Raw genomic sequence first — 23,315 nt, 5'->3', positions numbered from 1 at the left:
GCCGGACCACGTCGATCATGTTGCGCAAGTCACGTTGCATGGTCGCCAATGTGCGGATCAGCACACTGGCTTCGTCCTTGCCGGCGGGTTCGACAATCGGTTCGCTGAGATTGCCATGGGCAATGCTTTCAGCGATGCGGCTGGCGGATTTGAGCGGCCCCATGATACTCAGGATCACCCAGCGCCCCTGAATCAGCAGCAGCAACAGACTGGCGATCAGCACCACACCAAGGGCCAGATTGGCATTGCTAATGGCCGCTTCGGTGCCTTCGCTGGTTTGCCGAGTGTTGCTTTCAATCAATTCGCTGAGCGTCGCCATTTGCTCTTCGAGCTGGCTGAACGCGGCATTGAACGTGCCGAGCTGCTGCTGGGCGGCATCCGGATTGTCCAGCGCCACGCCGACGATCTGCTCGGCGGATTTGATGTAGGTATCGAGGCTCGGCTTGATCTGCTCCAGCGCCGTGCGCAACTGCGGGTTGATCGGCAGCTTCAGGTTGTCATCCAGCACTTCACGAAAATGCCCGGCGTGCTCGGTGAGCGAATCGCGCACCTCGGTGGCGGTGGCGGTGCTTTTGCCCAGGCCGACCAGCATCGCCGAATAGACATCGGCGCGCAGGGCGTCGTGCATCATGTCGGCTTCCATGTGATTGCGCAGCGCGCTCATGCTCACAGTGTTATCGCCGACAGCCGTGGCCATCCGCAGGTTGCCGACGTAACTGACCAAGCTCACGATCAGCGCCGTCAGCAGGCTGGTCGCAATCAGCAACACCAAACGCAGTTTGATCGACACCGTGGAATCTCCCGTGGGCACGCTGGATTGCGCTTGTCGGATTTCAGTTAAGCCTATGTGCAGGGAACTGCCGACACAGAGCGTATCGGCTGATGTCAGCGGCGACTTGAATCCGGCAAAACTTTTCAAACGCGAACCCGGTCACACGTTGCAGCGCCGCTGGATAATGCCTTCATCGCCGGTTAACCCCGGCAGGCTATCAATCCAGCGCTTCGAACATTCATGCAGCTGAAGGAAACGCTTATGAAACGCGCACTGTGGTTTGGTCTGCTCGGCACCTTGGCAATCGGCACCGCACAGGCAGCAACGGAGAAAGTCGCAATCAACCTGGTCAGCGCCGACGGCGCGCCGCAGGCGATCGGCTCTGTCACTGTCAGCGAGACGCCGTACGGCCTGCTGTTCACACCCGAGCTGAAATCATTGCCGGCCGGCATCCACGGTTTTCATGTCCATGAAAACGGCAGCTGCGAAGCAGGCACGAAGGATGGCGTGAAAGGCGCGGCACTGGCCGCTGGCGGACACTTCGATCCGGCGAAAACCGGCAAGCATCTCGGCCCTTACGCCGACGGGCATCTGGGTGATCTGCCAGCGGTGTATGTGACGGCTGACGGGGTCGCCAACTATCCGGTGCTGGCACCGCGCCTGAAGAAGATTTCCGAGATCAAGGGCCACGCCCTGATGATTCACGCCGGCGGCGATAACCATTCCGACATGCCCAAGCCACTGGGCGGTGGCGGTGATCGCATGGCCTGTGGGGTGATCTGAACCGACTGAGCGGTGAAAACTCTGACTCACGGCTTTTCACCGCTCACGGAACTCCCGCGCGCCGTTCACCTCTGACGTTATGTAGTCCCTTCCCTTTTTGCTTAGCGCTTGTGGAGGAACACGTCATGCGCAAGTTAGTCCTGATTTCTTCTTTAATGCTTTGCCTGCCGGTCGGATCGGCGCTGGCCCGCGTTGACGCGGGTGACGTCGCCACTTCGGCAGGTGTCTCCGCGTCGCTGTACTCGACCTTCAAGGACGACAAAATGGTGATTCCGGCCCGTGACGACGTGTCTGCGTTTGTCGCCAGTGGCGGGGCCATCCGTGGGGTTTATCTTGAGTCGGTACTGCAACAGGTGCGCCAGGCCAACCCTGGCTTGAACGCCAGTGATGAAGACCTGGCCAACGCCATTCTGGTGCAATACGAAGGCGTGCAGCAGTAGTCACGAGGGAAGCAGCGGCCGATGGACGGCCGCTGAGTGCACATAGGCAAACATGTCCGACGGCCTCTATGATGGAGGCCATGACGACGACCGTGCCCTTGCGCTCACCCTGCCCTCCCGGCGCCTGCATCTGCGGGCGCGATCCGTTGCTGGAAACGCCCGGAGCCGATCTGCGCATCCTGCGCTTGACCCGCGCTGAAGAAAAAATTCTTCTGGCGCGCCTGGAACAACTCAAAGACCTCGCCGACCTCAAACGCCTGCAACAGCGTATGTACGAGCAACTCGGCATCCGTGTCGATGTCGCCCCCGGTTTCAACGAGGTACGCACCATGCGCGGCATCGCCATTCAGATCGACGAGCTGCCAGGCCTGTGTCGCAAGACTCGCGCGGCAATCCCGGCAGCGATTCGCAAGGGCCTGGAAAACCACCCGCAAATCGCCTTCGAACTGCTCAACGCCCACGACTTGCTGCGCGACACCTGATCACTTTTTCATGCCGACGCGCTTGCGCATCTCGGCGGTGATGGTCTGACGGGTTTTCTTCATGTCCGCCCAAGGCTCATCGCCGACTTCGGTCAGACGCTCGTGAACGTTGTAGATGTTCCAGTGATTCCCACCCTTGATTTCAGCGACTTCCTCTCGGTACAGCGGCACCGACACCGGCATGCCTTCCCGCGCGCGTGCGGCGTAGGCGCAAATGGTGGTGGCACCGAGGCCGTTGCGCAGGTAATCAATGAAGATCCGCCCGACGCGGTTTTTCGGCCCGGACACCGCTGAAATCCGGTCCGGCAGCAACTTGGCCATGTGGCTGACGATGGCGTGGCTGAAGTCCTTCACTTCGTCCCAGCCATGCTTGCGCGTCAATGGCACCACCAGGTGAATACCTTTGCCGCCGCTGGTTTTCAGGAAGGCTTTGAGGCCCAGCTCATCGAGCACAGTCAGGGTCAGCGCGGTGGCTTCAACCATGCTTTTCCATGGCAGCGCAGGATCCGGGTCGAGGTCGAGGACGAAGCGATCAGGCTTGTCCAGATCCACCTTCGTCGCGTTCCAGGTGTGCAGTTCGACTGTGCTCATCTGCACCGCGCCGACCAGCGCTTCGGGATTGTTGATCATCATCACTGGCTGGCCGGTGACGTCCTTGTCCAGGGCGGTGATGCCGGGAATGGCCAAGCGATCGGCGTTCTTCTGGAAGAACAATTCGCCGGCGATGCCGTCCGGTGCACGCACTAAGGCCACGGGACGATCCTTAAGTTGCGGCAGGATGTGTTCGGCAACGCTGGCGTAATACTGCGCCAGTTGCATTTTGGTCGTGCCGCTGACGGCGTCGATCACCCGATCCGGGTGGGTGATGCGTACCTTGCCGCCGGCCAGTCCTGCTTGCGAAGGCGCGGTTTCGGCTTTTTTGCTGGCGGCGGTTTTCTTTGCCGGCTGCTTGTCGGCGGTTTTGGTCTTTTCGGTCTTTTCGGTCTTTTCGGACTTGGCAGCTTTCACAGGCTTCGCTCGCTCCTCGGTAATGTCCTTGGCCGGTTTGTCATCGCGCAAACCATGGAATACGGCGTGGCGCACCGAGCCGTCCTTGGTCATCTCGGCGAATGCCACTTCGGCCAGCAGTTTGGGTTTGAGCCAGTGCACACCTTTGGCCTCGAAACCGCTGGGCGGATTGACCACTGCGGCGGTTTTGGTCTGCAACGGCTTGAGTTGGGCGAGGATGCTTTTCAATGTGGTTTCGTTGAACCCGGTGCCGACCTTGCCGGCGTAACGCAACTCGCCACTGTCAGCATCGTGCAAGCCGAGCAGCAAGGCACCGAAGGCACTGCGCGCGCCTTTCGGATCGGTGTAGCCGACGATGACGAATTCCTGGCGATGTTTGCACTTGAGCTTGATCCAGTCGCCGCTGCGCCGCGACACATAAGGCGAGCCGAGCCGCTTGCCGATCAGGCCTTCCATCTGCATCTGGCAGGCGCTGTTGAGCAGCGCGTCCGGGGTTTCTTCGAAGGCTTCGGAGAAGCGCAGCGTCGAAGACTCCTTCTGCGCGCCGAGGATGGTGCTCAGCGCGGCGCGGCGTTCTTCCACCGGCACATCGCGCAGGTCGACGCCATTCAGATACGGCACGTCGAACAGGTAATAAACAATGTTGCCGCTGCGCCCGGCATCGAAGGCATTCTGTAACGCCTGAAAATCCGGCACTCCTTGCTCATTAGCCACGACCATTTCACCGTCGAGCCATGCCGATTCCAGACCCAACGCCGCCAGTGCCTTGGCCTGCTGCGGGAGTTTGTGCGTCCAGTCGTGGCCATTGCGGGTGAACAGCTGCACCTCATCGTGATCGATCCGCGCCATGATCCGGTAGCCGTCAAACTTGATCTCGTAGCTCCACTGCCCTTCGGGCGCGCTGTCGACCAGCGTCGCCAGTTCCGGCTTGATCAGCGCTGGGAGCTTGGCCTTGCGTGCGCCGGTAAGCTGCCCGGACGCCTGCTTGCGCGGTTTGGCCGGGGCCTTCTTTACCGGTTTGGCCTTATCGGCGGCAGCCGCCGGTTTACCGACAATCGTGCGCTCGCTGAGCACGCTGTCGGGCTCGGCGACCAGCACGTCGAAATCATCCTGCGGTCGCGCGGCGTTGTCCTGATGCTTGATCAGGAACCATTGTTCCTTCTTGCCCGGCATGTGCGTGCGCACCAGATTCCACACGCCGCCGAGCTTCTCGCCTTGCAACTCAAACTTGAGCCGGCCCTTGGCATAGGCCTTGTGCGGATCTTCCAGCGGAATCCACACACCGCGATCCCAGACGATCACATCACCGGCACCGTAATGCCCCTCGGGAATGCTGCCTTCGAACGTCGCGTAATCGAGCGGATGATCCTCAACATGAATCGCCAGACGCTTGACCGACGGGTCCAGCGACGGCCCCTTCGGCACCGCCCAGCTTTTCAGCGCGCCATCGAGTTCCAGGCGAAAGTCGTAATGCAGGTGCGAAGCATCGTGCTTCTGGATGCAGAACTGCAAAGCATGATCCTTGGCCGACTTACGACCCGAGCGCTTGACTGCGGCCGGTTCCGACGTCGCGGAAAAATCACGCATGCGGTTGTAATCGTCGAGGTTCCTGTTCATGAGCACACCGATGGCAGACGGGTTCTGTTATGCAGAAGAGCGACACGGCGGCGGAAAAATTCAATCGAGGTAAAAAAGCCCCAGACGGATGGAACGGCCGGGGCTGGCAGTGTCAGGGATTTTTACAGCGGGTCAGGCTTGCCCTTTCGCCTGCTGTTCCAGATGCACCTGCAGATCCGGATCGATCTGTAAGGCTGCGGCCAGCTCATCGAGATAGCTGCGTTCGGCGTCCTGTTGATCGTCTACCAGCATGACGCTGGCCAGGTACATTTCGGCGGCTACGGCCGGGTCGCCGTCAGCGGATTGCGCCACTTCGCGGGCATCCAGCGGCTTGGCGACTTCGGCGTCGAGCCATTGCTGCAACTGCGGGTCGGCGGTGTGTTTGCCGATCTCGCTGCTGATAAGGTGCTTTTCTGCGTCGTCGATGCGGCCGTCAGCCTTGGCGGCGGCGATAAGGGCGCGCAGCACCGCGTGGCTGTGGGTTTCGATTTGCGGGCCGGCGAGCAGGTCGGCGGTTTGTGGCAGCTCCTGCGGCGCGGTGCTGGCCTGGCTGCGTTGCCAGGCTTGATACGCTTGGTAAGCCATCATGCCCAGCGATGCGAGCGCCGCGTAACTGGTCCCGCCGCTACGGCTTCTGCTACCGCCACCGAGGGCGCTTCCCAAGCCACCGCCGCCGAGCAAGCCACCGAGCAAACCACCCAGGCCGCCGAGGCCACCCGAAGCAGCCGCGCCACCCGCTCCGGACTGACTGCCGCCGCCCAACAGTCCACCAAGTAAACCGCCCAGGCCGTCACCGGCCGAAGCTCCGCGTTGTTGTCCCGCCGAGGCCTGGCCTCGCAGCAGTTGTTCAAGCAAATCGCTGGTGTTCATGACGTTATCCTCCGAGGCCACGGCCCGATCGCGTCAGGCAACGATAGACCGACGCAGCCATAGCGCCAGCACCGTTGGGCTGACGCCCGATCACTGTTGAATCGCCACGCGAGAAAATTTTCGCCAGCCAGCTAAGATTCAGGGGTGGTGAACCTTATCCCGGCCAAACCGGTCGATAGCTGCAACCCGACCCGGTTTGCCGACGCCCTTTCTGATGATGGGCGATAACCGGCTTGCTTCACTTTCTGGAGAACGCCCCCGTGATATCAACCGTACACATCGCCAGGCTGAAAGCATGGGGCGCCCATGGTTTTACCGCGACCGGCGTGGTGACCGCCTTCCTTGCCACCCTCGCGCTGCTGGAAAACCAGCCGATTCATTGCCTGATGTGGCTGGGCGTGGCGCTGATCGTCGACGGCCTCGATGGCGCACTGGCGCGCAAGGTCAATGTGCAATCGGTGCTGCCGAGTTTCGACGGTTCGATCCTCGATCTGGTCATCGATTACCTGACTTATGTATTCATCCCGGCACTGTTTATCTACCGCTACATTCCCCTGCCCGATTACACCCTGTTGCTGACGGTGTCGGTGATTCTGGTGTCGTCGCTGTTCTGCTTCTGCAACGTCAACATGAAGAGCAAGGACAACTATTTTGTCGGCTTCCCGGCGGCCTGGAACGTGGTTGCGCTGTGCCTGTACATCATTGGCCCGGGGCCGTGGATTACCTTTCTCACCGTGATCGGGCTGGCGCTGCTGACGGTGACGCGGATGAAGTTCCTGCACCCGTTTCGCGTGCGGCGTTTCATGCCAATCAATATTGCGGTGACGGCGATCTGGCTGTTGTGCAGCCTGTCGCTGGTGCTCAATCACCCGGTGATCAACCCGCTGGTGATGGGCTTGTGGCTGCTGATGTCGGCTTATTTCCTGGGGATCTGCATCTGGCGCACGGCGCTGGAGTGGTTTGATCGCGGCCATTTGAAATAAGCACATTCCCTGTGGGAGCGAGCCTGCTCGCGAATGCGGTCGTTCCATCAACATCAAGGTTGGCTGGCACACCGCTTTCGCGAGCAGGCTCGCTCCCACAGAGATCTTCATCGATCAGGAGATCCGATGGGGACTAGCGCTTGGTAATAACCACCTCCAGATACTCACTCGGCACCACCAGCGACGCCTCCCCGGCGCGATTCGATCGGTTGAGCAACTCGGTCAGATCATCCTCCAGCGCCTGCCCGGCCTCCGCCGGCAACACCGCAAAAGCCTTGTGCACCGGCCCATACCAGTGCCGAAAGATGTCAATGAAATGCGCCGCCGAGCGGTAGCGGAAGTTGAAGTGGCTGCGGGTCACGCGCACGACAAAATCGCGGTCATCGAAATGCTTGTGCAGCCACGCATCCGAGCCCCAGTTCGACGGTGGCTGGGCCACTGCTGGCGGTGGCAGATGCTGGCCGAGAGTCTTGAACATCTGGCCGACGAAGCCCTCCGGCGTCCAGTTCGCCATACCGATCCGTCCGCCGCGACGACAGACCCGCCCCAGTTCAGCAGCGGCGGTGACCTGGTCAGGCGCGAACATCACGCCGAACGTCGACAACACGGCGTCGTAGCTTTCATCGGGAAAAGGCAAAGCCTCGGCATCGGCCACCTGAAAAATCACCTCCAGATGCTCGGCCCGGGCGCGATCCTGACCACGCTCCAGCAGTGCCGCGACGTAATCGGTCGAGGTCACCACACAACCGCGCCGCGCCGCTGCCAGGGTTGCATTGCCGTTGCCGGCGGCGACATCCAACACCTGTTCATCACAGCGCAGATCGCAAGCCTCGGCGAGGTTTTCCCCAACGATTTGCAAGGTGGTGCCGATCACGGCGTAGTCGCCACTGGCCCAAGCGACTTTCTGACGTTCCTTCAGGGCAGTGAGATCAAGCGGGGTACTCATGACAGCGAGCTCCGTGGCAGAGAGAATGCACAGTCGGCGGCGCAGACTGTGCTTGGTCACTATCGCGCCGAGGCTGCACGGCGTCCCTGTCAATCGTCCGCCAGCCCCATAAACCCGGCACTTTGCCGATGAGTGGCGCAAATCTGTCAAGCACCTGATACACCTTGCGCATTGTCAGCGTCGCGGGATTGGTTTCTGATGCGGGCTCGCCCACGCAAAGGACTCCACCGATGTCACTGCACCTCGACTGGCTCGCCGCGCACATGCAACACAGCGATCGCTACGCGGCGTGGATTCACCAACAATTCCACTACGAATACGCCGACCAGCCCCTGGCTCAATGGCAGCGCGAATTTGCCGAGGGCCAAAGCAATGGTGAATGGTCGTGCCTGATTGCCATGGACGGTGAACGCCTGCTCGGTGGTGCCGCACTGGCCCGCAACGACTTGGCTGATCGCGCCGATCTCGGCCCATGGCTCGCCTGCGTATTCGTTGATCCCGAGGCGCGCGGGCAAGGCTTGGCGGAGCAGCTGATTGAAGGGATTTGCGAGGCAGCAAAGCAGCGTGGGGTGTCGCGCTTGTACTTGCACACGCAAGACAAACACGACTACTACGGTAAACGCGGCTGGCAGCTATTGGAGGGTTTCCAGGCGTGGGAAAAACAACAATGGCTCATGGTCCGCGACCTGTGAGCCATTGGTTTTTTTGATCAGGCTGCCGGAGCTTTCGCCTCTTCCAGCAACTGCTTGATCATCTGCTCCTGCTCCGCATAGCGACCTTCACCAAAGTGGCTGTAACGCATCTGGCCCTTGGCGTCGATCAGGTAATGCGCCGGCCAGTACTGATTGTCGAAGTTGCGCCAGATTGCGTAGTCGTTGTCGATCGCCACCGGGTAGGTGATACCGAGTTTTTTCACCTGATCCTTGACGCTGTTGATGATGCGCTCGTAGCCATACTCGGGTGTGTGCACGCCGATCACCACCAGGCCGTCCTTCTCGTATTTCTTCGCCCAGTCTTTGACGTACGGCAGGGTGTGCTGGCAGTTGATGCAGTCGTAGGTCCAGAAGTCCACCAGCACCACTTTGCCGCGCAGGGATTCGGCACTGAGCTCTGGTGAATTGAGCCATTGCACAGCGCCCGACAGCGACGGCATCGCGCCCCGCGCCTCGTCCATCATCGAATCGGCGCGGACCTTGCTGACAAAGTAGTCGACCACTTTCGGCACGTTTTCCAGGACGTTTTTCTCGACGCTGGCCACGCCTTCGGAAGAGGTGTTGGCAAGCAGAGTCTTATCGGCGCCCGTGGAAATCACCGCGACTGTCGCAAGCACCGCAACCCCGGCACCACGACGCAACCAGCCGCTGAACGGGATCGACGGTTTCAGCCGATTGACCAGACCGCGCCCGGCGAAGATCAACGTGCCCAGCGACAAGGCACTGCCGACGCCGTAAGCCAGCAGCAACAGGCTGGTCTGGGCATTGGCGCCTTGCAACATTGCGCCGGTCAGAATCACCCCAAGGATCGGCCCGGCACAGGGCGCCCACAACAGGCCGGTGGCGACGCCGAGCATGATCGAACCCATCGGTCCGGCTCTTTTACGGGTGTCCTGATCGAGACGATTGCCCAAGGCGACGAAGGGCCTGGTCAGCCAGTCACCGACGCGGGCCGAGATCAGCGACAGGGCGAACAGCGCCATGACCAACAAGGCAACGTGGCGGCCGGTGTTGCTGGCCTGAATCACCCACTCGCTGCTGACCACCGCGAGGCTTGAGATCAGCGCAAAGGTCAGCGCCATGCCGGCGAGGGTCAGCAAGATCGAGGAACGGGTACGGTTGGCGCCAGCGAACAGAAACGGCACCACCGGCAGGATGCACGGACTGAGGACGGTCAGCAGACCGCCGAGAAATGCGATGAGGTACATAACGGGGTCACCTTGAATGTGGGGGCTGGGCACGCAACCGGGCAGCGAGGGAAACGCCCCTCGCTAGCCTGCTTTATTCACGCCATGGCTCATGCGGTCTGGCCGTCGAGCAACTGCCCTTGAGGCGTGCGACTGGTACCGTTTTCCGCGACCAGTTGGCCTTGCGGCGTGCGGCTGGAACCATCAGCAGCAACCATCTGGCCTTGCGGTGTACGGCTCGATCCATCAGCGGCAACCATCTGGCCCTGCGGCGTGCGGCTGGAACCATCAGCGGCAACCATCTGCCCCTGCGGCGTGCGGCTGGAGCCGTCAGCGGCGATCAAGGCATCGCTGCCCTCCCTCGCCACGGTGGTCAGCTGGAAGCAGGTGCTGCTGGCGCAACTGCTCTGCTCCACAGCACTGTTGGCGTGGGCGGCGGCACCGGTGAAGGCGAAGGCTGCTGCGGTCAAAAAGCGCGAGACGTTGTTCATGGCAAAACTCCTTGCAGAAAAAGTAGGGATGACTCAGTTCTGGTTGTTGCAGCCGTCAGCGAATTTGCTGTAATCCAGCTCGCGGGTTTTGCCGGCGGAATCGAGGTAGGTCATGCGCGCCTCGGTGATGCCGCAGGTCACTGAAGTGTCTTCAGTCATCGACAGCACTTTCTGGATATCCAGATGGGTGCCGTAGGTGTAGGTTTGCCGGCTGACGTCAGCTTCGGCGTGGGCCGACAGGGTGCAGATGTTCAGAGCGGCGAACAGGCAGGCGGCGAATACGGATTTGTTGTTCATGGTGTAGTCCTCAAGGCTTCAGTGGGTTTGAGCCGAGGCGGTCTGTGTGTGCCTCGATGGAGCCTATTTGAGGCGCTTGAGGTATCGCGTCTGTGTCAGGAAAGGACGAGAATCACTCGTTGTGTATCCACGCCATGTGTAGATACACAGCGATACAAACCACGGTAAAAATCGCGTTTTTGCGTCGGTGTGTATCCGCCGTCGCGACAGATACACTGCAATACAAAGGCAGGCAGGCGTGCGGTCAGCGGCGCTATAGACTGCACGGCATTCCCCCTTTGACAGAGGCTTGAACCGATGGAACATGTCGATCACATTCTCATCGTCGACGACGACCGCGAGATCCGTGAACTGGTAGGCAACTACCTGAAGAAGAACGGCCTGCGCACGACAGTGGTCGCCGATGGCCGACAGATGCGCAGCTTCCTTGACGCCAACACCGTCGACCTGATCGTGCTCGACATCATGATGCCCGGTGACGATGGCCTGCAGCTGTGCCGCGAATTGCGCGTGGGCAAACACAAGGCGACGCCGGTGCTGATGCTCACCGCGCGCAACGATGAAACCGACCGCATCATCGGTCTGGAAATGGGCGCCGACGATTACCTGACCAAACCTTTCGCCGCCCGCGAGCTGCTGGCGCGGATCAACGCCGTGTTGCGCCGCACACGCATGTTGCCGCCGAACCTGGTGGTCACCGAAGCCGGACGCCTGCTGGCGTTCGGTCGTTGGCAGCTGGACACCTCGGCCCGCCACCTGCTCGACAGCGACGGCACCATGGTTGCCCTCAGCGGTGCCGAATACCGCTTGCTGCGGGTGTTCCTCGACCATCCGCAACGGGTGCTCAGCCGCGATCAACTGCTCAATCTGACCCAGGGCCGCGAGGCCGATCTGTTCGACCGTTCCATCGATCTGCTGGTCAGCCGCTTGCGCCAACGCCTGCTGGATGATGCCCGCGAGCCGGCCTATATCAAGACCGTGCGCAGTGAAGGTTATGTGTTTTCGCTGCCGGTCGAACTGCTTGGGGCTTCGGCATGAAACTCAAGCTGCAATGGCCGCGCACCCTCGCCTCGCGCCTGTCGCTGATTTTCCTGATCGGACTGATTCTGGCGCAGGGCCTGTCGTTCGGCGCGCAATATTACGAGCGTTACCAGAGCGCGAAAAGCACCATGCTCGGCAACCTCGAAACCGACGTCTCGACTTCGATGGCGATCCTCGATCGCCTGCCCGCCGCCGAACGCGAGGCCTGGCTGCCGCGACTAGCCCGGCGCAATTACGGCTACCTGCTCAACGAGGGCGAACCGGGCATGCCGGTGACCTCGGCTGAAAAGTCCGTCGCGATCGCCTCGATTACGGCGGCCATCGGCGACACTTATCCAATCGTGTTTACCGAAGTTCCGGGCGGTCCGAGACAACACTTCCAGGGCCACCTGCGCCTGAGCGACGGCAGCCCGGTGACCATCGATATCCGTCCGGCGATGGTGCCGCTGTCACCGTGGTTGCCGGTGGTGCTGCTGGGCCAACTGGCATTGCTGATCCTCTGCACCTGGCTCGCCGTGCGCATCGCCATTCGCCCCCTCACCCGCCTCGCCAATGCGGTGGAAACCCTCGACCCCAACGCCCATCCGATCAAACTCGACGAGCAAGGGCCGACCGAAGTGGTCCACGCCGCGCGGGCGTTCAACGCCATGCAGACCCGCATCGCCGCCTACCTGAAAGAACGCATGCAACTGCTCGCGGCGATTTCCCACGACCTGCAAACGCCGATCACCCGGATGAAATTGCGCGCAGAGTTCATGGACGACTCGGTCGAAAAAGACAAACTGAGCAGCGATCTCGGCGAAATCGAGCATCTGGTGCGCGAAGGCGTGGCCTACGCCCGCAGCGTTCACGGCGCCACCGAAGAGAGCCGGCGTACTGATCTCGACTCGTTCCTCGACAGCCTGGTCTTCGACTATCAGGACATGGGCAAGGACGTGCAGCTCGGCGGCAAGAGCAAGGCGGTAATCGAAACCCGCCCGCAGGCCCTGCGCCGGGTCCTGGTGAACCTGACCGACAACGCCCTGAAATTCGCCGGCGCCGCGCAATTGCAGGTCGAAGCGCAGGGCAACAGCCTGTCGGTGAAAGTCCTCGATCGCGGCCCGGGCATCGCCGAGGCCGAACTGGCGCAAGTAATGGAACCGTTCTACCGCGTGGAAAACTCGCGCAATCGTGACACCGGCGGCACCGGGCTCGGGCTGGCGATCGCCCAGCAATTGGCGATGGCGCTGGGAGGCTCGCTGCTGTTGAGCAATCGTGAAGGTGGCGGGTTGTGCGCTGAACTGAAGTTGCCGCTGCCACGCTGAGAAAAACACCGGCTAGACTCATTCATTACCCAGTCGAGGGGGCCGCAGGACGTCTGCTGTGCCCTGCCCCAATCCGTGACCACCGCCCGGTGGCGCCTGCCTCGACATTCAACGCCGCCGGACGGTGATCCTGTTTCAGGAGCACACGTGATGAATGAGGCGAAGCTCAACGAATTCATGGGCAAACTGGTCAACGACATGGGCGGCGCGGCGATGCTGGCCAATGTCATCGTCGGCGAAGAACTCGGCCTGTACCGGGCAATGGCCGACAGCCAACCGATCAGCCCCGAAGCCCTAGCTGCGAAAACCACCTGCAATCCGCGCCTGGTACGCGAATGGCTCAGCGCCCATGCCGCGTCCGGTTACATGGAACACTCTGACGGTCAGTTTCGTTTGCCCGAAGAGCAGGCCTTGGCACTGGCCGTGGAGGAATCGCCCGTGTACGTCGCCGGCGGTCTCGGCGTGGTGGCGTCGTTTTTCCATGACAAGGACAAACTGGTCAAGGCCATGCGCGGCAATGGCGCGCTGTCCTGGGGCGATCACCACCCGTGCATGTTCAGCGGCACCGAACGTTTCTTCCGCCCCGGGTACAAAGGTCACCTGATTGCCGAATGGCTTCCGGCCCTGGACGGTGTGGTGGCCAAACTCGAACGCGGCGCCAAGGTTGCCGACATCGGCTGCGGTCACGGCGCCTCGACGGTGATCATGGCCCAGGCGTTTCCCAAATCGCAATTTGTCGGCTTCGACTTCCACGCGCCCTCAGTCACCGTGGCCACGCAACGGGCCGAAGAAGGCGGCGTGGGCAATCGCGCCAGATTTTTCGAGGGCACGGCGAAAAACTATCCCGGCGGCGACTACGACCTGATCTGCTTTTTCGACTGCCTGCACGACATGGGCGACCCGGTCGGCGCCGCTCGCCACGCTTATGAGTCGCTGAAGGACGATGGCACGGTGTTGCTGGTGGAACCGTTCGCCAACGACAAACTGGACGACAATCTCAACGCGGTCGGGCGCCTGTTCTACGCCGCCTCGACGTTTATCTGCACACCCAATTCGCTGTCCCAGGAAGTCGGCCTTGGGCTCGGTGCGCAGGCCGGGGAAATGCGCCTGCGCAAAGTCTTTGTCGAGGCCGGGTTCAAGCAGTTCCGTCGCGCCACGCAGACACCGTTCAACCTGATACTGGAGGCGCGCAAGTAACCCGAGCGGATCGCATGCTAACCTGCGGGCACTGCCCATTCTGGAGTGCTGAGCATGCTCGATAGCCCGATCCGCGAACATCTCGATACGCTGTTGCAGGCCATGGCCGACGATAACTTGCTGATATTGACCGGCGCCGGCATCAGCACGCCATCGGGCATTCCGGACTATCGCGACAGCGACGGCGTGCGTCGCGGGCGGCAGCCGATGATGTATCAGGAATTTCTCGCCGCCCCGGAATCACGCCGGCGCTATTGGGCGCGGGCCATGCTCGGTTGGCCGCGCGTCCGTCAGGCCCGACCGAATGCGGCGCATGAGGCGCTGGCGACGTTGCAACAGCGCGGCCGGATCAGCGATTTGATCACGCAGAATGTCGATACCTTGCACGATCAGGCCGGCAGCCAGGATGTGATCGAGCTGCATGGCAGTCTGCATCGGGTGCTGTGCCTGGATTGCGGGCAACGCAGCGAGCGCGATGCGATCCAGCAGCAGATGGAGGCACAGAATCCCTACCTGAGTGGTGTTGATGCGGTGCAGGCGCCGGATGGCGATACCTTGCTCGACCCGGCATTTGAAGCGCGCTTTCAGGTACCGCAGTGCCCGCATTGCGCGGGTGAGCGGATGAAACCGGATGTGGTGTTTTTCGGCGAGAACGTGGCGCAACCGACGGCCGCGCGGGCCTTGGCCGCTGCCGAGAATGCGGCGGGGTTGCTGGTGGTGGGATCGTCGTTGATGGCGTATTCGGCGTTTCGCTTGTGTCGGGTGATTGCCGAGCATGGCAAGCCGTTGATGGCGATCAATCTGGGCAAGACCCGGGCGGATGATCTGCTCGATTTGAAGATTGAAGGCTCGTGTGAGGAGCTTTTGCCGTGGTTGGTGGAGGAGCTGGGGCGGTGAGATTTTGAGTAATGGGTTCGGCTTGAAATCGGCCCCTCACCCTAGCCCTCTCCCGAGGGAGAGGGGACTGACCGAGGTGTTTGTACGGGATTCGTCGACCTGAAATCACTCATCGAACTCAGATCTTTGACTGCCGTGCTGGTGCCGGACTCAATGCGCCCGATCCAGCCCCGCCAGCAATGCGCTGTCGTGGCTGTAGATATCCGGCGCATAACGCACCTGGCCGCTGCTGTCGACTTGCGCCGTCCAGTAAGTCATCAGGATCGGCACTGGCGCCGACAGGCGAAATTCATGGGTGCTACCGGTTGCCAGCAAAGTATCGGTGCGGGCTTTTTCTGCCGGGGACAGCAGCAGATCGCGCAGTTGCAGCGGGTGCTCGACGCGCACGCAACCGGAGCTGAACGCCCGTGGGCCTTTGTCGAACAGCGCCTTGCTCGGCGTGTCGTGCAGGTACACCGAGAACGGGTTGGGGAAACGGATGACCATTTGCCCCAGCGGATTGCGCGGGCCGGCGTCCTGGCGCAGGAGGATGTTGCCGGGGTTGTCCCAATCGATATCCGCCGCTGCCAGAGGCTGACCATTGGCGTCGAGCACTTGCAGATTCTGGCGGCTGAGGAAGGTCTGATCCTTGCGGATTTCCGGCAGCTTGTCTTCCTTCCAGATGGTCGGCGGCACCGTCCAGGTCGGGTTCAGCGTCAGGCGGGTGACGCGGGATTTGAGCAGTGGAGTCTGGCGCTCGGCGCGGCCGACCTGGGTGCGGGTCTGCCACACCGGTTGACCGCCCTGATACAGCGTCAGCTCAGCGGCCGCGACATTGACCACCAGACCACTGGGCTCCATGTCCTGGGCCATCCAGCGGAAACGTTCGAGATTGACGCGCAGCTGATCGCGGCGGGTCAGCGGACTGATGTTCAGCTCGGCAATGGTGCCCGGCCCGACCACGCCGTCAGCCTGCAACGAATGGCTGGCCTGAAAGTGTTTCACTGCCTCCACCAGCACGTCATCGTAGGCGTTGTCCGGTGTCACCAGTGCGTGTGCCAGATAACCTTCGCTGTACAAGCGTCGGGCCAGTTCCGGCACGCGCGGGTCTTCCATCGCCGGGCGCAGCAACGGGCCGCTGCCGACCGGCTGCCATTGCGGCAAGGCTTGCAAGCGTTGCGCGGCATACAGCTGACGCAGGCTCTGATATTGCGGCAGATGCGGACGCGCCAGGTTGAACGCCGCAGCGATATCGTTCATGCCCGGCACGGCAATGCTGAGCAATTGCGCCTGACGATCGGTCGGCGAGCCGTCGACACGCCACAGCGGTTCGAAATGCGACTGCAACAGACGGCCGTAATGCAGATCCTGCAAGGCCTGCAAGTAGTTGCGGCTGATGTCGATGTCGGCGCACAACTCGCCGTCCTGCGGCGGCGTAGTGGCCACGGCGTAGCGATTCGGATTCAACCCATCATCGGCCAACAGCTGCAATTGCGCGCGCAATGCCGGCAAGCGTGCGGACTCACTCGCCCACACCGGCATCCAGTCCTGCTGTTCATAAAACGCCTGCAACTGGCTCAACGCCGGGCCATTGAGGCGCGGAGCGATCGCCGGGCACGACTGCGCCAGGCTGATCAAAACTGCCTGCAACGGGCTGCGCGGCTCGACCGGCAATTGCATTTCAGGCGTCGGCAGGGTTTCGAGCGGGGGCAGCGGCTCATCGGCGCAAGCGACAAACGGCGCAGCGAGCAAACAAATGCTCAAGTAGCATGCGTACTTTTTGAACAACTGCTTTACTCCAATCCATGGCCGTCCAGATGACGGTCAACCTTACATCAGGTGCGCTGAACAGTCAGGCTCGAACCGCGAGCCTGCGGGTATTGACTGGGAGTCAGGAGCCAAAGTGCCGTTTATGTAGCAAGTTGAGGACACTTTATAAAATGTTGACGTTTTTGCGCCGACTTCTGTTGAGCACCGCGACCCTTGTCGCCGTGACCAGCCCAGTATTTGCCGCCGGCAAGCCATCGCCGGTTCTCTACAACAGCCTCGCCCACGCCGCGCCGGAACTCAATCCCCAAGCGCTCAAAGGTGCATTGAACGCCATGCAATGCGCGGTCAACAACGGCGCGAAACCCTCGCGACATCTGGCGATCATCGATTATTCGCAACCGTCCACCGAACGCCGCCTGTGGATCTTCGACCTGAGCAAAAAGAAGCTGGTGCTGCGCGATCTGGTTGCCCACGGTTCGAACTCCGGGGAAAACTTCGCCACGCAGTTTTCCAACCGCGAAGGCAGTTACCAGTCCAGTCTCGGCCTGTTCCGGACCCAGGAAAGCTACGAAGGCACCCACGGCTACTCGCTGCGCATGGATGGTCTGGAACCCGGTTTCAATGATCTGGCCCGCGATCGCGCGATCGTGATTCATGCCGCCAGTTACGTGAACCCGCTGTGGAGCAAGCGTCAGGGGCGAATCGGCCGCAGTCAGGGTTGCCCCGCCGTGCGGCCGCAGATTGCCAAACAGGTGATCGATCGCCTGAAGAACGGCCAGTTCATGTTTTCCTGGTATCCGGATCAACGCTGGCTGCAAAAATCACCGTACCTGAACTGCCAGCCGCAGCAGGTGGCGAGCATTCTCAACACCCACGCCAGTTAACGCGCGTCGCCTCCGGCGGGTTTGTAGAACAGGAACCTGCCGGTCTGCGCCGTGTTGCGATAGGCCTTGGCCCAACTCGGGTGCACGCCGCGATCGTGAAAATACAGGGCACCGCGCGTGCGGTCCTTGAGCTGACGGTTCAACGCCTTGCCGGCGATTTCCTTGGCCAGCGCGTATTCGGCGTCTTCCTTGACCTGATCGGGCCTGCCATCGCACCACCAGGAAAACTGGCAATTGCCGCTTTCCGAACCTTGCTTGACCACCGCGCATACCGTGTCGGGAAAGCCGTCGTGGCCGAGGCGATTCATCACCACACTGGCGACGGCTTCCATTTCCGGGGTGTCCTTGCCCTTGGCTTCCCAGTAAATACTGCGCGCCAGACAGGTCAGCGGATCGTCCAGCGGCGCGGCGCCGGCCGGGTCCACCGCCTGCGCTTCGGTCGGGGTGATGGCCTCGGATTTCGGCGCCGGAGCAGCGCTGACTTTATCCGCCGCTTTCTCTTCAAGCGCCTCGGCTTTCTGTTCGGCCTTGGCCTCGATCGGCGCCTGCGCCCCGGCCCATGCTGCACCGGTCAAAAAGATCCACAACAAACCGCCCGCCAAGCCTTTCGATCCCATGTCGATTCTTCCGTCAGCGCCCGCCCGGGGCAAGATGTTTCGTCGGTGAGACGCCCGGTTTGCGGGGTCTTCGCAGAGTGTAGCGAGCAAATGCGCGGCCACACCAGCGCAGAAAAAATCCGCCGCAAAGAAAAACACATTCACTCACCGGGGGCCTTTCGCGCATCATGGGCGCATTCAGCTCAAGGGAGATTTCCATGCGCTTCATGCCGTCCGTTTTGCGTAGTGCCGCATTGCCGCTGGGCGTGGTGTTCGCCACCTCGGCGCTGGCCGCCGATGAACTGCAATTGATCGAGTCGATCAACAGCTATCGCAGCCAGCCCCAGCGTTGCGGCACGCAGGCGTCAAACGAGTTGCCACCGCTGTCGGCCGATCCACGGCTGCGCCTGCCGGCCAGCGGCGCGGTTGATCTGCAGCAGGCCATGACCAGCGCCCACTACCCGATGGTCAACGTGCAGGCGATCACCCTCAACGGCCCGCGCGATGCGGCGTCAGCAATGAAGGCGATTCAGGAAAGCTTCTGTCAGGTGGTGCTCGATCCGCAGTTTGTCGATATCGGTGTCAACCGCGTTGACCGCGACTGGCGCATCGTCCTCGCGCGGCCGTTGCTGACGGCGAAACTCGGCGATGCACAAAGCGAAGGGCAAAAGCTGCTGGCGCAACTCAATACCGCGCGCAGCCAGGCGCGCCAGTGCGGCGGCCAGTCCTTCGCGGCGGCAGCACCGCTGGCGTGGAATGCCACGCTGGGCACGGTCGCTCAGGACCACAGCCGCGACATGGCCAACAACAATTACCTCGACCACAAGGACCGCGACGGCCGCACGCCGGGCGACCGCGCCGAACTGTCCGGTTACAGCGGACAACTGGTCGGTGAAAACATCGCCGCCGGGCAAGACACCGTCGGCAAGGTCGTTGACGGCTGGCTCGCCAGCCCAGGCCATTGCGCCAATCTGATGAATCCGCAATATCAGGAACTGGGCGCCGCTTACGCGACCGATCCGAAAAGCAACGCCGGCATTTACTGGACGGCAATGTTTGGCGCACCGTAAGGCATCATCGACGCCGTCAATCACTCGGTCAGCCAGAGTGATTGGACGGCGTGGCGAGCGCAGCCTACCCTGCGCGATCTGCGCCCGCTGACGGCGTTCCACATCCACGAGGCGAGCCCATGACACAGCGTGAATTGATCGATGGTCACAACCGCCGCGTGGATTATCTGCGCCTGTCGGTGACCGACCGCTGCGATTTTCGCTGCGTCTATTGCATGGCCGAGGACATGCAGTTCCTGCCGCGCCAGCAGATCCTCACCCTCGAAGAGCTGTTCCAGGTGGCGCAAAGCTTCGTCGCCCTCGGCACGCGCAAGATCCGCCTCACGGGTGGCGAGCCGCTGATCCGCCCCGGTGTCGTGCAACTCTGCGAACAGATCGCCGCCCTGCCCGGCCTGCGCGAGCTGTGCCTGACCACCAATGGATCGCAGCTGGGCCGACTGGCCAGGCCGCTGTTCGACGCCGGGGTCAAGCGCCTCAACATCAGCCTCGACAGCCTCGATCCGCAGCGCTTCAAAGAGCTGACCCGTACCGGCGATCTGGCGCAGGTCATCGACGGCATCGATGCCGCACGTGCCGCCGGTTTCACCCGTACCAAACTCAATTGCGTGGTGATGCAGGGCCGCAACGATCACGAAATCAACGATCTGGTAAGTTTCGCCATCGAGCGTGATCTGGATATTTCCTTCATCGAAGAGATGCCGCTGGGTGCGATCGCCGAACATAGCCGCGCCGAATCCTTCTACTCCAGCGCGCAAGTGCGCGAACGCATCGCCGAACGCTTTACCCTGATCGACTCGACCGAATCGACGCAAGGGCCGTCGCGCTACTGGCGTGTGGCCGAGGCGCCGAACATTCGCCTGGGCTTCATTTCGCCGCACAGCCACAACTTCTGCGGTACCTGCAACCGCGTGCGCCTGACCGTCGAAGGTCGCTTGCTGCTGTGTCTGGGCAACGAGCATTCGATGGACCTCAAAGCGGTGTTGCGCGCCCATCCCGGCCACCCGGAACGCCTGGAAAACGCGATCATCGAGGCGATGAAACTCAAGCCGTATCGACACAATTTCGAAGTCAACGACGACGTGCAAGTGGTGCGTTTCATGAACATGACCGGCGGCTGATTCGCCGCGCAACCGGGACCGCGAGATGATCGTCAGACCGAGACCCAATCAGTTCGCCGTGCTGTTCACCCTTAGAGGCTCGATCGCCAAACGCATCGCCGTGCGCACTTTGATGCTGACACTGCTGGCGGCAGCGATTGTGCTGATCGAACTACTGGTGCCGAGCTACTTCGCCCAGATCAATTCGACGCCGTTCACCCTGCTCGGCCTGTCGCTGTCGATTTTCCTGAGCTTTCGCAACAACGCTTGTTACGACCGTTGGTACGAGGGGCGCAAGGCCTGGGGCGAGGTGCTGTTGCGGGTGCGCGCGGTGATGCGCGAAACCCAAGGCCTCGATGACACCCGCCTGCGTGGACAACTGTTGCGCAACCTGTGCGGTTTCGCCCACGCGTTGAATGCACGGCTGCGTGGAGACAGCGAGGAGCAGGCCAGCACCGACTGGGTCAGCCCACCGATCGATGGGGCTGCGCCGGATCACTGCGGACAGATCCTTCATCAGCTCGGGCGCCAGTGCTCAGCGCTGGAAACGGCCGGTGTGCTGTCGCCATGGCGTTATCAGTTGCTGGCCAATCACCTGACCTGCCTGAGCCAGGCCCAGGCGGTGTGCGACCGGATCAAGAACACGCCACTGCCCTTCCCTTACACCCTGCTGCTGCACCGCACCATCTACCTGTTCTGCCTGCTGCTGCCGTTCGCCATGGCGCAATCGCTGGGTTGGTTGACGCCGCTGTTCACGGCAATTGTCAGCTACACCTTTTTCGGCTTTGACGCGATTGCCGATGAACTCGAAGATCCGTTCGGGCGCGATGAAAACGATCTGCCGACCGATGCACTGGTGCGCACCCTGGAGCGCGATGTGCTGTACGAACTGGGCGTCTCGCCATTGCCCCCCGCGCCGGAGCCGGACGACTACGTGCTGCGCTGAATGGCTCAGCGGCAAACAACGAGATGGCCCGGCGCGTCCGCTCGGGACCGAGATGCGGCCATTCGCGAGCAGGCTCGCTCCCACAGTTGAAATGCATTCTCCTGTGGGAGCGAGCCTGCTCGCGAAAAAGGCAACTCGGTCAATCAGCCCAAACGCCGGAAAGCGCCACCGACGAATCTTCCGTTTACACGCGCGCGAATTCCCCCTTACTATCCGGGCACACCGGTCGCCGGGCCTGCCCTGCCGCCGACGCTTTCCGCCAACGGAAACACGCGTTATGAGTACGTCACCACAACAACCCCAAAGGTTGCACGTCTCTGCTGTACGCGCCCACTGCAACAGGGGCCGCGTATGAACCGCATCGTCAATCTGCCCATGGCCCTGCGCCGCTCCAAGCTGCGTCACTCCGCACGCCCGCCGGATATCGCCATTCCTGCCTGATCGCGTGAGCTGAAACCGCGACAGTCAATTTCCCGATTTTCCTGATATCCCTGCCGGGACACTTACGCCTTTTTGTCGCGTCGTGTCCGGCCGAATCTGCGCGCCTGTGCGGCGCCATCGTGAGTGATTTGCCATGAAATTCGCAGCCATCGAAGACGCACGCATGTTCCTCGAACAGAACCCCGATATCGACATGATCGAACTGTTCATCCTCGATGCCAACGGCGTGCCGCGCGGCAAGCTGTTGCACCGCGAAGAACTGCTCGCCGTATACGAAAGCGGTCGACCGCTGCCGAGCACCATCCTTGGCCTGACCGTACAAGGCGAGGACGTCGAGAACTCCGGACTGGTCTGGGATGTGGGCGACATCGACTGCCGCGCCTATCCGCTGCAAGGCAGTCTGGTGCGCCTGCCGTGGCGACAGATTCCGACCGCCGCCGTGCAGGTCAGCATGCACCCGAGCGAGGGCCTGCCGGCGAGCATCGCTGACCCTCGGCACCTGCTGATCAAAGTCATCGACGGGCTCAAGGCCGAGGGCTATCACCCGATCATGGCCTGCGAGCTGGAGTTCTATCTGCTCGATGCCAAACGCGACCACAACGGCCGCCCGCAACCGGCGCTGGACGCCGACGGCGGGCGACCGCGACACACGCAAGTCTACGGTTTGCGCGAGCTGGAACAGATCGAGCCGTTTCTCGCCGACCTTTACAGCGCGTGCAAACTGCACGGCATTCCGGCGCGCACAGCGATCTCCGAGTACGCCCCGGGGCAAGTGGAAATCACCCTCGAACACGGCGATGCGCTGGAGGCGATGGATCAGGCGGTGCGCTACAAACGTCTGGTCAAAGGCGTGGCGCACAGGCACGGCATGCAGGCGACGTTCATGGCCAAGCCGTTCGATGATCTGGCCGGCACCGGCATGCACATGCACGTCAGTCTCGCCGATGCCGAGGGGCGTAATCTGTTCGCCTCTGAAGACCCAGCCGGCACGCCACTGTTGCGCACGGCGATTGGCGGCATGCTCGCCTCGCTGCTCGATTCGCTGCTGCTGTTCTGCCCCAACGCCAACTCTTACCGGCGTTTCCAGGCCAACAGCTACGCGCCACTGGCGCCGACCTGGGGCGTCGACAACCGCACGGTCAGCCTGCGCGTACCCGGTGGCCCGGCCCCTACGCGACACATCGAACACCGCATCTGCGGCGCCGACGCCAACCCGTATCTGGCAGCGGCAGCGATCCTCGCCGGCATTCATCGTGGCATTCGTGAAGAGCTGGATCCGGCGGCGCCGGTCGAGGGCAATGGTTATGCCCAGGCGAAAGAACTGCTGCCGACCGATTGGCTGACGTCGTTACAGGCGCTGGAAAATTCCACGTGGGCACGGGAGGCGTTGGGGCAGGAATTCCTTGGGGTGTATCTGGCGGTGAAGCGTGCCGAGTATCGGCAGTTCATGGCTGAAGTGGGTGAGCAGGATTGGCGGTGGTACCTGACCGAGGCTTAACGATCC

Annotated in this window: 22 protein-coding genes and 1 pseudogene; 14 read left to right on the top strand and 9 right to left on the bottom strand. The window is 61.9% G+C overall.

What is annotated here, in order from left to right; translation table 11 throughout:
* Positions 1-34: 34 nt before the first annotated feature.
* Positions 35-790, bottom strand: a pseudogene (locus tag AC0Z5Z_RS19085) (MCP four helix bundle domain-containing protein); the annotation flags it as partial.
* A 243-nt stretch (positions 791-1,033) separates the two neighbouring features.
* Here AC0Z5Z_RS19085 and sodC point away from each other — a divergent pair.
* The 3 genes from sodC to AC0Z5Z_RS19070 all read left to right on the top strand — a co-directional run bounded on the left by sodC (position 1,034) and on the right by AC0Z5Z_RS19070 (position 2,477).
* Complete coding sequence (gene sodC / locus AC0Z5Z_RS19080) at positions 1,034-1,555, top strand: superoxide dismutase family protein (protein ID WP_042609346.1); 522 nt, start codon at positions 1,034-1,036, stop codon at positions 1,553-1,555.
* A gap of 125 nt (positions 1,556-1,680) precedes the next feature.
* Positions 1,681-1,995, top strand: a complete 315-nt coding sequence (locus AC0Z5Z_RS19075) for a DUF2388 domain-containing protein (protein ID WP_016775151.1) — start codon at positions 1,681-1,683, stop codon at positions 1,993-1,995.
* A gap of 80 nt (positions 1,996-2,075) precedes the next feature.
* Positions 2,076-2,477 (top strand): hypothetical protein, encoded by a 402-nt coding sequence (locus AC0Z5Z_RS19070; protein WP_071172813.1) that lies wholly within the window; start codon positions 2,076-2,078, stop codon positions 2,475-2,477.
* Here the strand turns inward: AC0Z5Z_RS19070 and ligD are convergent, their stop codons facing one another.
* A complete protein-coding gene (ligD, locus tag AC0Z5Z_RS19065; RefSeq protein ID WP_485611532.1) occupies positions 2,478-5,102 on the bottom strand; it encodes a DNA ligase D in 2,625 nt (874 codons plus the stop codon).
* 132 nt (positions 5,103-5,234) lie between these two features.
* A complete protein-coding gene (locus tag AC0Z5Z_RS19060; RefSeq protein ID WP_485611531.1) occupies positions 5,235-5,972 on the bottom strand; it encodes a tellurite resistance TerB family protein in 738 nt (245 codons plus the stop codon).
* Between the two features lie 260 nt (positions 5,973-6,232).
* Here AC0Z5Z_RS19060 and pcsA point away from each other — a divergent pair, with 260 nt between their 5' ends.
* On the top strand, positions 6,233-6,955 hold the full coding sequence (pcsA, locus tag AC0Z5Z_RS19055) for a phosphatidylcholine synthase (protein WP_039762346.1): 723 nt from the start codon (positions 6,233-6,235) through the stop codon (positions 6,953-6,955).
* 133 nt (positions 6,956-7,088) lie between these two features.
* Here pcsA and AC0Z5Z_RS19050 read toward each other — a convergent pair whose 3' ends face one another.
* A complete protein-coding gene (locus AC0Z5Z_RS19050) occupies positions 7,089-7,901 on the bottom strand; it encodes a class I SAM-dependent methyltransferase (RefSeq protein WP_056789144.1) in 813 nt (270 codons plus the stop codon).
* A 230-nt stretch (positions 7,902-8,131) separates the two neighbouring features.
* Between AC0Z5Z_RS19050 and AC0Z5Z_RS19045 the strand changes: the two genes are divergently transcribed.
* A complete protein-coding gene (locus tag AC0Z5Z_RS19045) occupies positions 8,132-8,593 on the top strand; it encodes a GNAT family N-acetyltransferase (protein WP_323621657.1) in 462 nt (153 codons plus the stop codon).
* 17 nt (positions 8,594-8,610) lie between these two features.
* Here the strand turns inward: AC0Z5Z_RS19045 and AC0Z5Z_RS19040 are convergent, their stop codons facing one another.
* The 3 genes from AC0Z5Z_RS19040 to AC0Z5Z_RS19030 form a co-directional block, all read right to left on the bottom strand.
* Positions 8,611-9,822 (bottom strand): cytochrome c biogenesis protein DipZ, encoded by a 1,212-nt coding sequence (locus tag AC0Z5Z_RS19040; protein WP_485611530.1) that lies wholly within the window; start codon positions 9,820-9,822, stop codon positions 8,611-8,613.
* 89 nt (positions 9,823-9,911) lie between these two features.
* Positions 9,912-10,292, bottom strand: a complete 381-nt coding sequence (locus AC0Z5Z_RS19035; RefSeq protein WP_485611529.1) for a hypothetical protein — start codon at positions 10,290-10,292, stop codon at positions 9,912-9,914.
* Positions 10,293-10,325: 33 nt separating this feature from the next.
* Positions 10,326-10,589 (bottom strand): DUF2790 domain-containing protein, encoded by a 264-nt coding sequence (locus AC0Z5Z_RS19030; protein ID WP_016775158.1) that lies wholly within the window; start codon positions 10,587-10,589, stop codon positions 10,326-10,328.
* A 297-nt stretch (positions 10,590-10,886) separates the two neighbouring features.
* On the opposite strand from AC0Z5Z_RS19030, the gene AC0Z5Z_RS19025 reads away from it, so the two are divergent.
* The 4 genes from AC0Z5Z_RS19025 to AC0Z5Z_RS19010 all read left to right on the top strand — a co-directional run bounded on the left by AC0Z5Z_RS19025 (position 10,887) and on the right by AC0Z5Z_RS19010 (position 15,028).
* Positions 10,887-11,627: a response regulator gene (locus AC0Z5Z_RS19025; protein ID WP_039762337.1), complete on the top strand. Its 741-nt coding sequence runs from the start codon at positions 10,887-10,889 to the stop codon at positions 11,625-11,627.
* Positions 11,624-12,934 carry an ATP-binding protein gene (locus AC0Z5Z_RS19020; RefSeq protein WP_056789126.1) on the top strand — a complete coding sequence of 437 codons (1,311 nt, stop codon included), beginning with the start codon at positions 11,624-11,626 and terminating at the stop codon, positions 12,932-12,934. The genes AC0Z5Z_RS19025 and AC0Z5Z_RS19020 overlap by 4 nt, the downstream gene beginning before the upstream one ends.
* A 150-nt stretch (positions 12,935-13,084) precedes the next feature.
* Entirely contained in the window at positions 13,085-14,131 is a 1,047-nt protein-coding gene (locus AC0Z5Z_RS19015; RefSeq protein ID WP_056789123.1) for a class I SAM-dependent methyltransferase, read from the top strand.
* Positions 14,132-14,185: 54 nt separating this feature from the next.
* Positions 14,186-15,028, top strand: a complete 843-nt coding sequence (locus AC0Z5Z_RS19010; protein ID WP_485611528.1) for an NAD-dependent protein deacetylase — start codon at positions 14,186-14,188, stop codon at positions 15,026-15,028.
* A gap of 150 nt (positions 15,029-15,178) precedes the next feature.
* Here the strand turns inward: AC0Z5Z_RS19010 and AC0Z5Z_RS19005 are convergent, their stop codons facing one another.
* A complete protein-coding gene (locus tag AC0Z5Z_RS19005; protein WP_485611527.1) occupies positions 15,179-16,795 on the bottom strand; it encodes a L,D-transpeptidase family protein in 1,617 nt (538 codons plus the stop codon).
* Between the two features lie 152 nt (positions 16,796-16,947).
* Here AC0Z5Z_RS19005 and AC0Z5Z_RS19000 point away from each other — a divergent pair, with 152 nt between their 5' ends.
* Positions 16,948-17,661 carry a murein L,D-transpeptidase catalytic domain family protein gene (locus AC0Z5Z_RS19000; RefSeq protein WP_016775166.1) on the top strand — a complete coding sequence of 238 codons (714 nt, stop codon included), beginning with the start codon at positions 16,948-16,950 and terminating at the stop codon, positions 17,659-17,661.
* Here AC0Z5Z_RS19000 and AC0Z5Z_RS18995 read toward each other — a convergent pair.
* The gene (locus AC0Z5Z_RS18995; protein WP_041480907.1) at positions 17,658-18,278 is read right to left on the bottom strand and encodes a cell wall hydrolase; all 621 of its coding nucleotides are present in this window, start codon (positions 18,276-18,278) and stop codon (positions 17,658-17,660) included. The genes AC0Z5Z_RS19000 and AC0Z5Z_RS18995 overlap by 4 nt on opposite strands.
* Positions 18,279-18,475: 197 nt before the next feature.
* Between AC0Z5Z_RS18995 and AC0Z5Z_RS18990 the strand changes: the two genes are divergently transcribed.
* From AC0Z5Z_RS18990 to AC0Z5Z_RS18975, 4 genes are all read left to right on the top strand, one after another.
* The gene (locus tag AC0Z5Z_RS18990; protein WP_485611526.1) at positions 18,476-19,327 is read left to right on the top strand and encodes a CAP domain-containing protein; all 852 of its coding nucleotides are present in this window, start codon (positions 18,476-18,478) and stop codon (positions 19,325-19,327) included.
* A 119-nt stretch (positions 19,328-19,446) separates the two neighbouring features.
* Positions 19,447-20,445 (top strand): GTP 3',8-cyclase MoaA, encoded by a 999-nt coding sequence (gene moaA / locus AC0Z5Z_RS18985; protein WP_041480911.1) that lies wholly within the window; start codon positions 19,447-19,449, stop codon positions 20,443-20,445.
* A 25-nt stretch (positions 20,446-20,470) separates the two neighbouring features.
* Positions 20,471-21,370, top strand: coding sequence for a bestrophin family protein (locus tag AC0Z5Z_RS18980; protein ID WP_056789108.1), 900 nt, complete (start codon positions 20,471-20,473; stop codon positions 21,368-21,370).
* Between the two features lie 574 nt (positions 21,371-21,944).
* Positions 21,945-23,309, top strand: coding sequence for a glutamine synthetase family protein (locus AC0Z5Z_RS18975; protein WP_485611525.1), 1,365 nt, complete (start codon positions 21,945-21,947; stop codon positions 23,307-23,309).
* The last annotated feature ends 6 nt before the right edge of the window (positions 23,310-23,315 follow it).

It is taken from the genome of Pseudomonas sp. 1L-E-NC-VB-C3, assembly GCF_057291535.1.
The sequence above is the reverse complement of the archived record's forward strand: the minus strand, read 5'-3'. Positions and strand labels throughout refer to the sequence as shown.

Coding starts and splice junctions, on each gene's coding strand:
- sodC (WP_042609346.1), top strand. CDS start 1,034: ATGAAACGCGCACTGTGGTTTGGTCTGCTCGGCACCTTGGCAATCGGC.
- AC0Z5Z_RS19075 (WP_016775151.1), top strand. CDS start 1,681: ATGCGCAAGTTAGTCCTGATTTCTTCTTTAATGCTTTGCCTGCCGGTC.
- AC0Z5Z_RS19070 (WP_071172813.1), top strand. CDS start 2,076: ATGACGACGACCGTGCCCTTGCGCTCACCCTGCCCTCCCGGCGCCTGC.
- ligD (WP_485611532.1), bottom strand. CDS start 5,102: ATGAACAGGAACCTCGACGATTACAACCGCATGCGTGATTTTTCCGCG.
- AC0Z5Z_RS19060 (WP_485611531.1), bottom strand. CDS start 5,972: ATGAACACCAGCGATTTGCTTGAACAACTGCTGCGAGGCCAGGCCTCG.
- AC0Z5Z_RS19050 (WP_056789144.1), bottom strand. CDS start 7,901: ATGAGTACCCCGCTTGATCTCACTGCCCTGAAGGAACGTCAGAAAGTC.
- AC0Z5Z_RS19045 (WP_323621657.1), top strand. CDS start 8,132: ATGTCACTGCACCTCGACTGGCTCGCCGCGCACATGCAACACAGCGAT.
- AC0Z5Z_RS19040 (WP_485611530.1), bottom strand. CDS start 9,822: ATGTACCTCATCGCATTTCTCGGCGGTCTGCTGACCGTCCTCAGTCCG.
- AC0Z5Z_RS19035 (WP_485611529.1), bottom strand. CDS start 10,292: ATGAACAACGTCTCGCGCTTTTTGACCGCAGCAGCCTTCGCCTTCACC.
- AC0Z5Z_RS19030 (WP_016775158.1), bottom strand. CDS start 10,589: ATGAACAACAAATCCGTATTCGCCGCCTGCCTGTTCGCCGCTCTGAAC.
- AC0Z5Z_RS19025 (WP_039762337.1), top strand. CDS start 10,887: ATGGAACATGTCGATCACATTCTCATCGTCGACGACGACCGCGAGATC.
- AC0Z5Z_RS19020 (WP_056789126.1), top strand. CDS start 11,624: ATGAAACTCAAGCTGCAATGGCCGCGCACCCTCGCCTCGCGCCTGTCG.
- AC0Z5Z_RS19015 (WP_056789123.1), top strand. CDS start 13,085: ATGAATGAGGCGAAGCTCAACGAATTCATGGGCAAACTGGTCAACGAC.
- AC0Z5Z_RS19010 (WP_485611528.1), top strand. CDS start 14,186: ATGCTCGATAGCCCGATCCGCGAACATCTCGATACGCTGTTGCAGGCC.
- AC0Z5Z_RS19000 (WP_016775166.1), top strand. CDS start 16,948: ATGTTGACGTTTTTGCGCCGACTTCTGTTGAGCACCGCGACCCTTGTC.
- AC0Z5Z_RS18995 (WP_041480907.1), bottom strand. CDS start 18,278: ATGGGATCGAAAGGCTTGGCGGGCGGTTTGTTGTGGATCTTTTTGACC.
- AC0Z5Z_RS18990 (WP_485611526.1), top strand. CDS start 18,476: ATGCGCTTCATGCCGTCCGTTTTGCGTAGTGCCGCATTGCCGCTGGGC.
- moaA (WP_041480911.1), top strand. CDS start 19,447: ATGACACAGCGTGAATTGATCGATGGTCACAACCGCCGCGTGGATTAT.
- AC0Z5Z_RS18980 (WP_056789108.1), top strand. CDS start 20,471: ATGATCGTCAGACCGAGACCCAATCAGTTCGCCGTGCTGTTCACCCTT.
- AC0Z5Z_RS18975 (WP_485611525.1), top strand. CDS start 21,945: ATGAAATTCGCAGCCATCGAAGACGCACGCATGTTCCTCGAACAGAAC.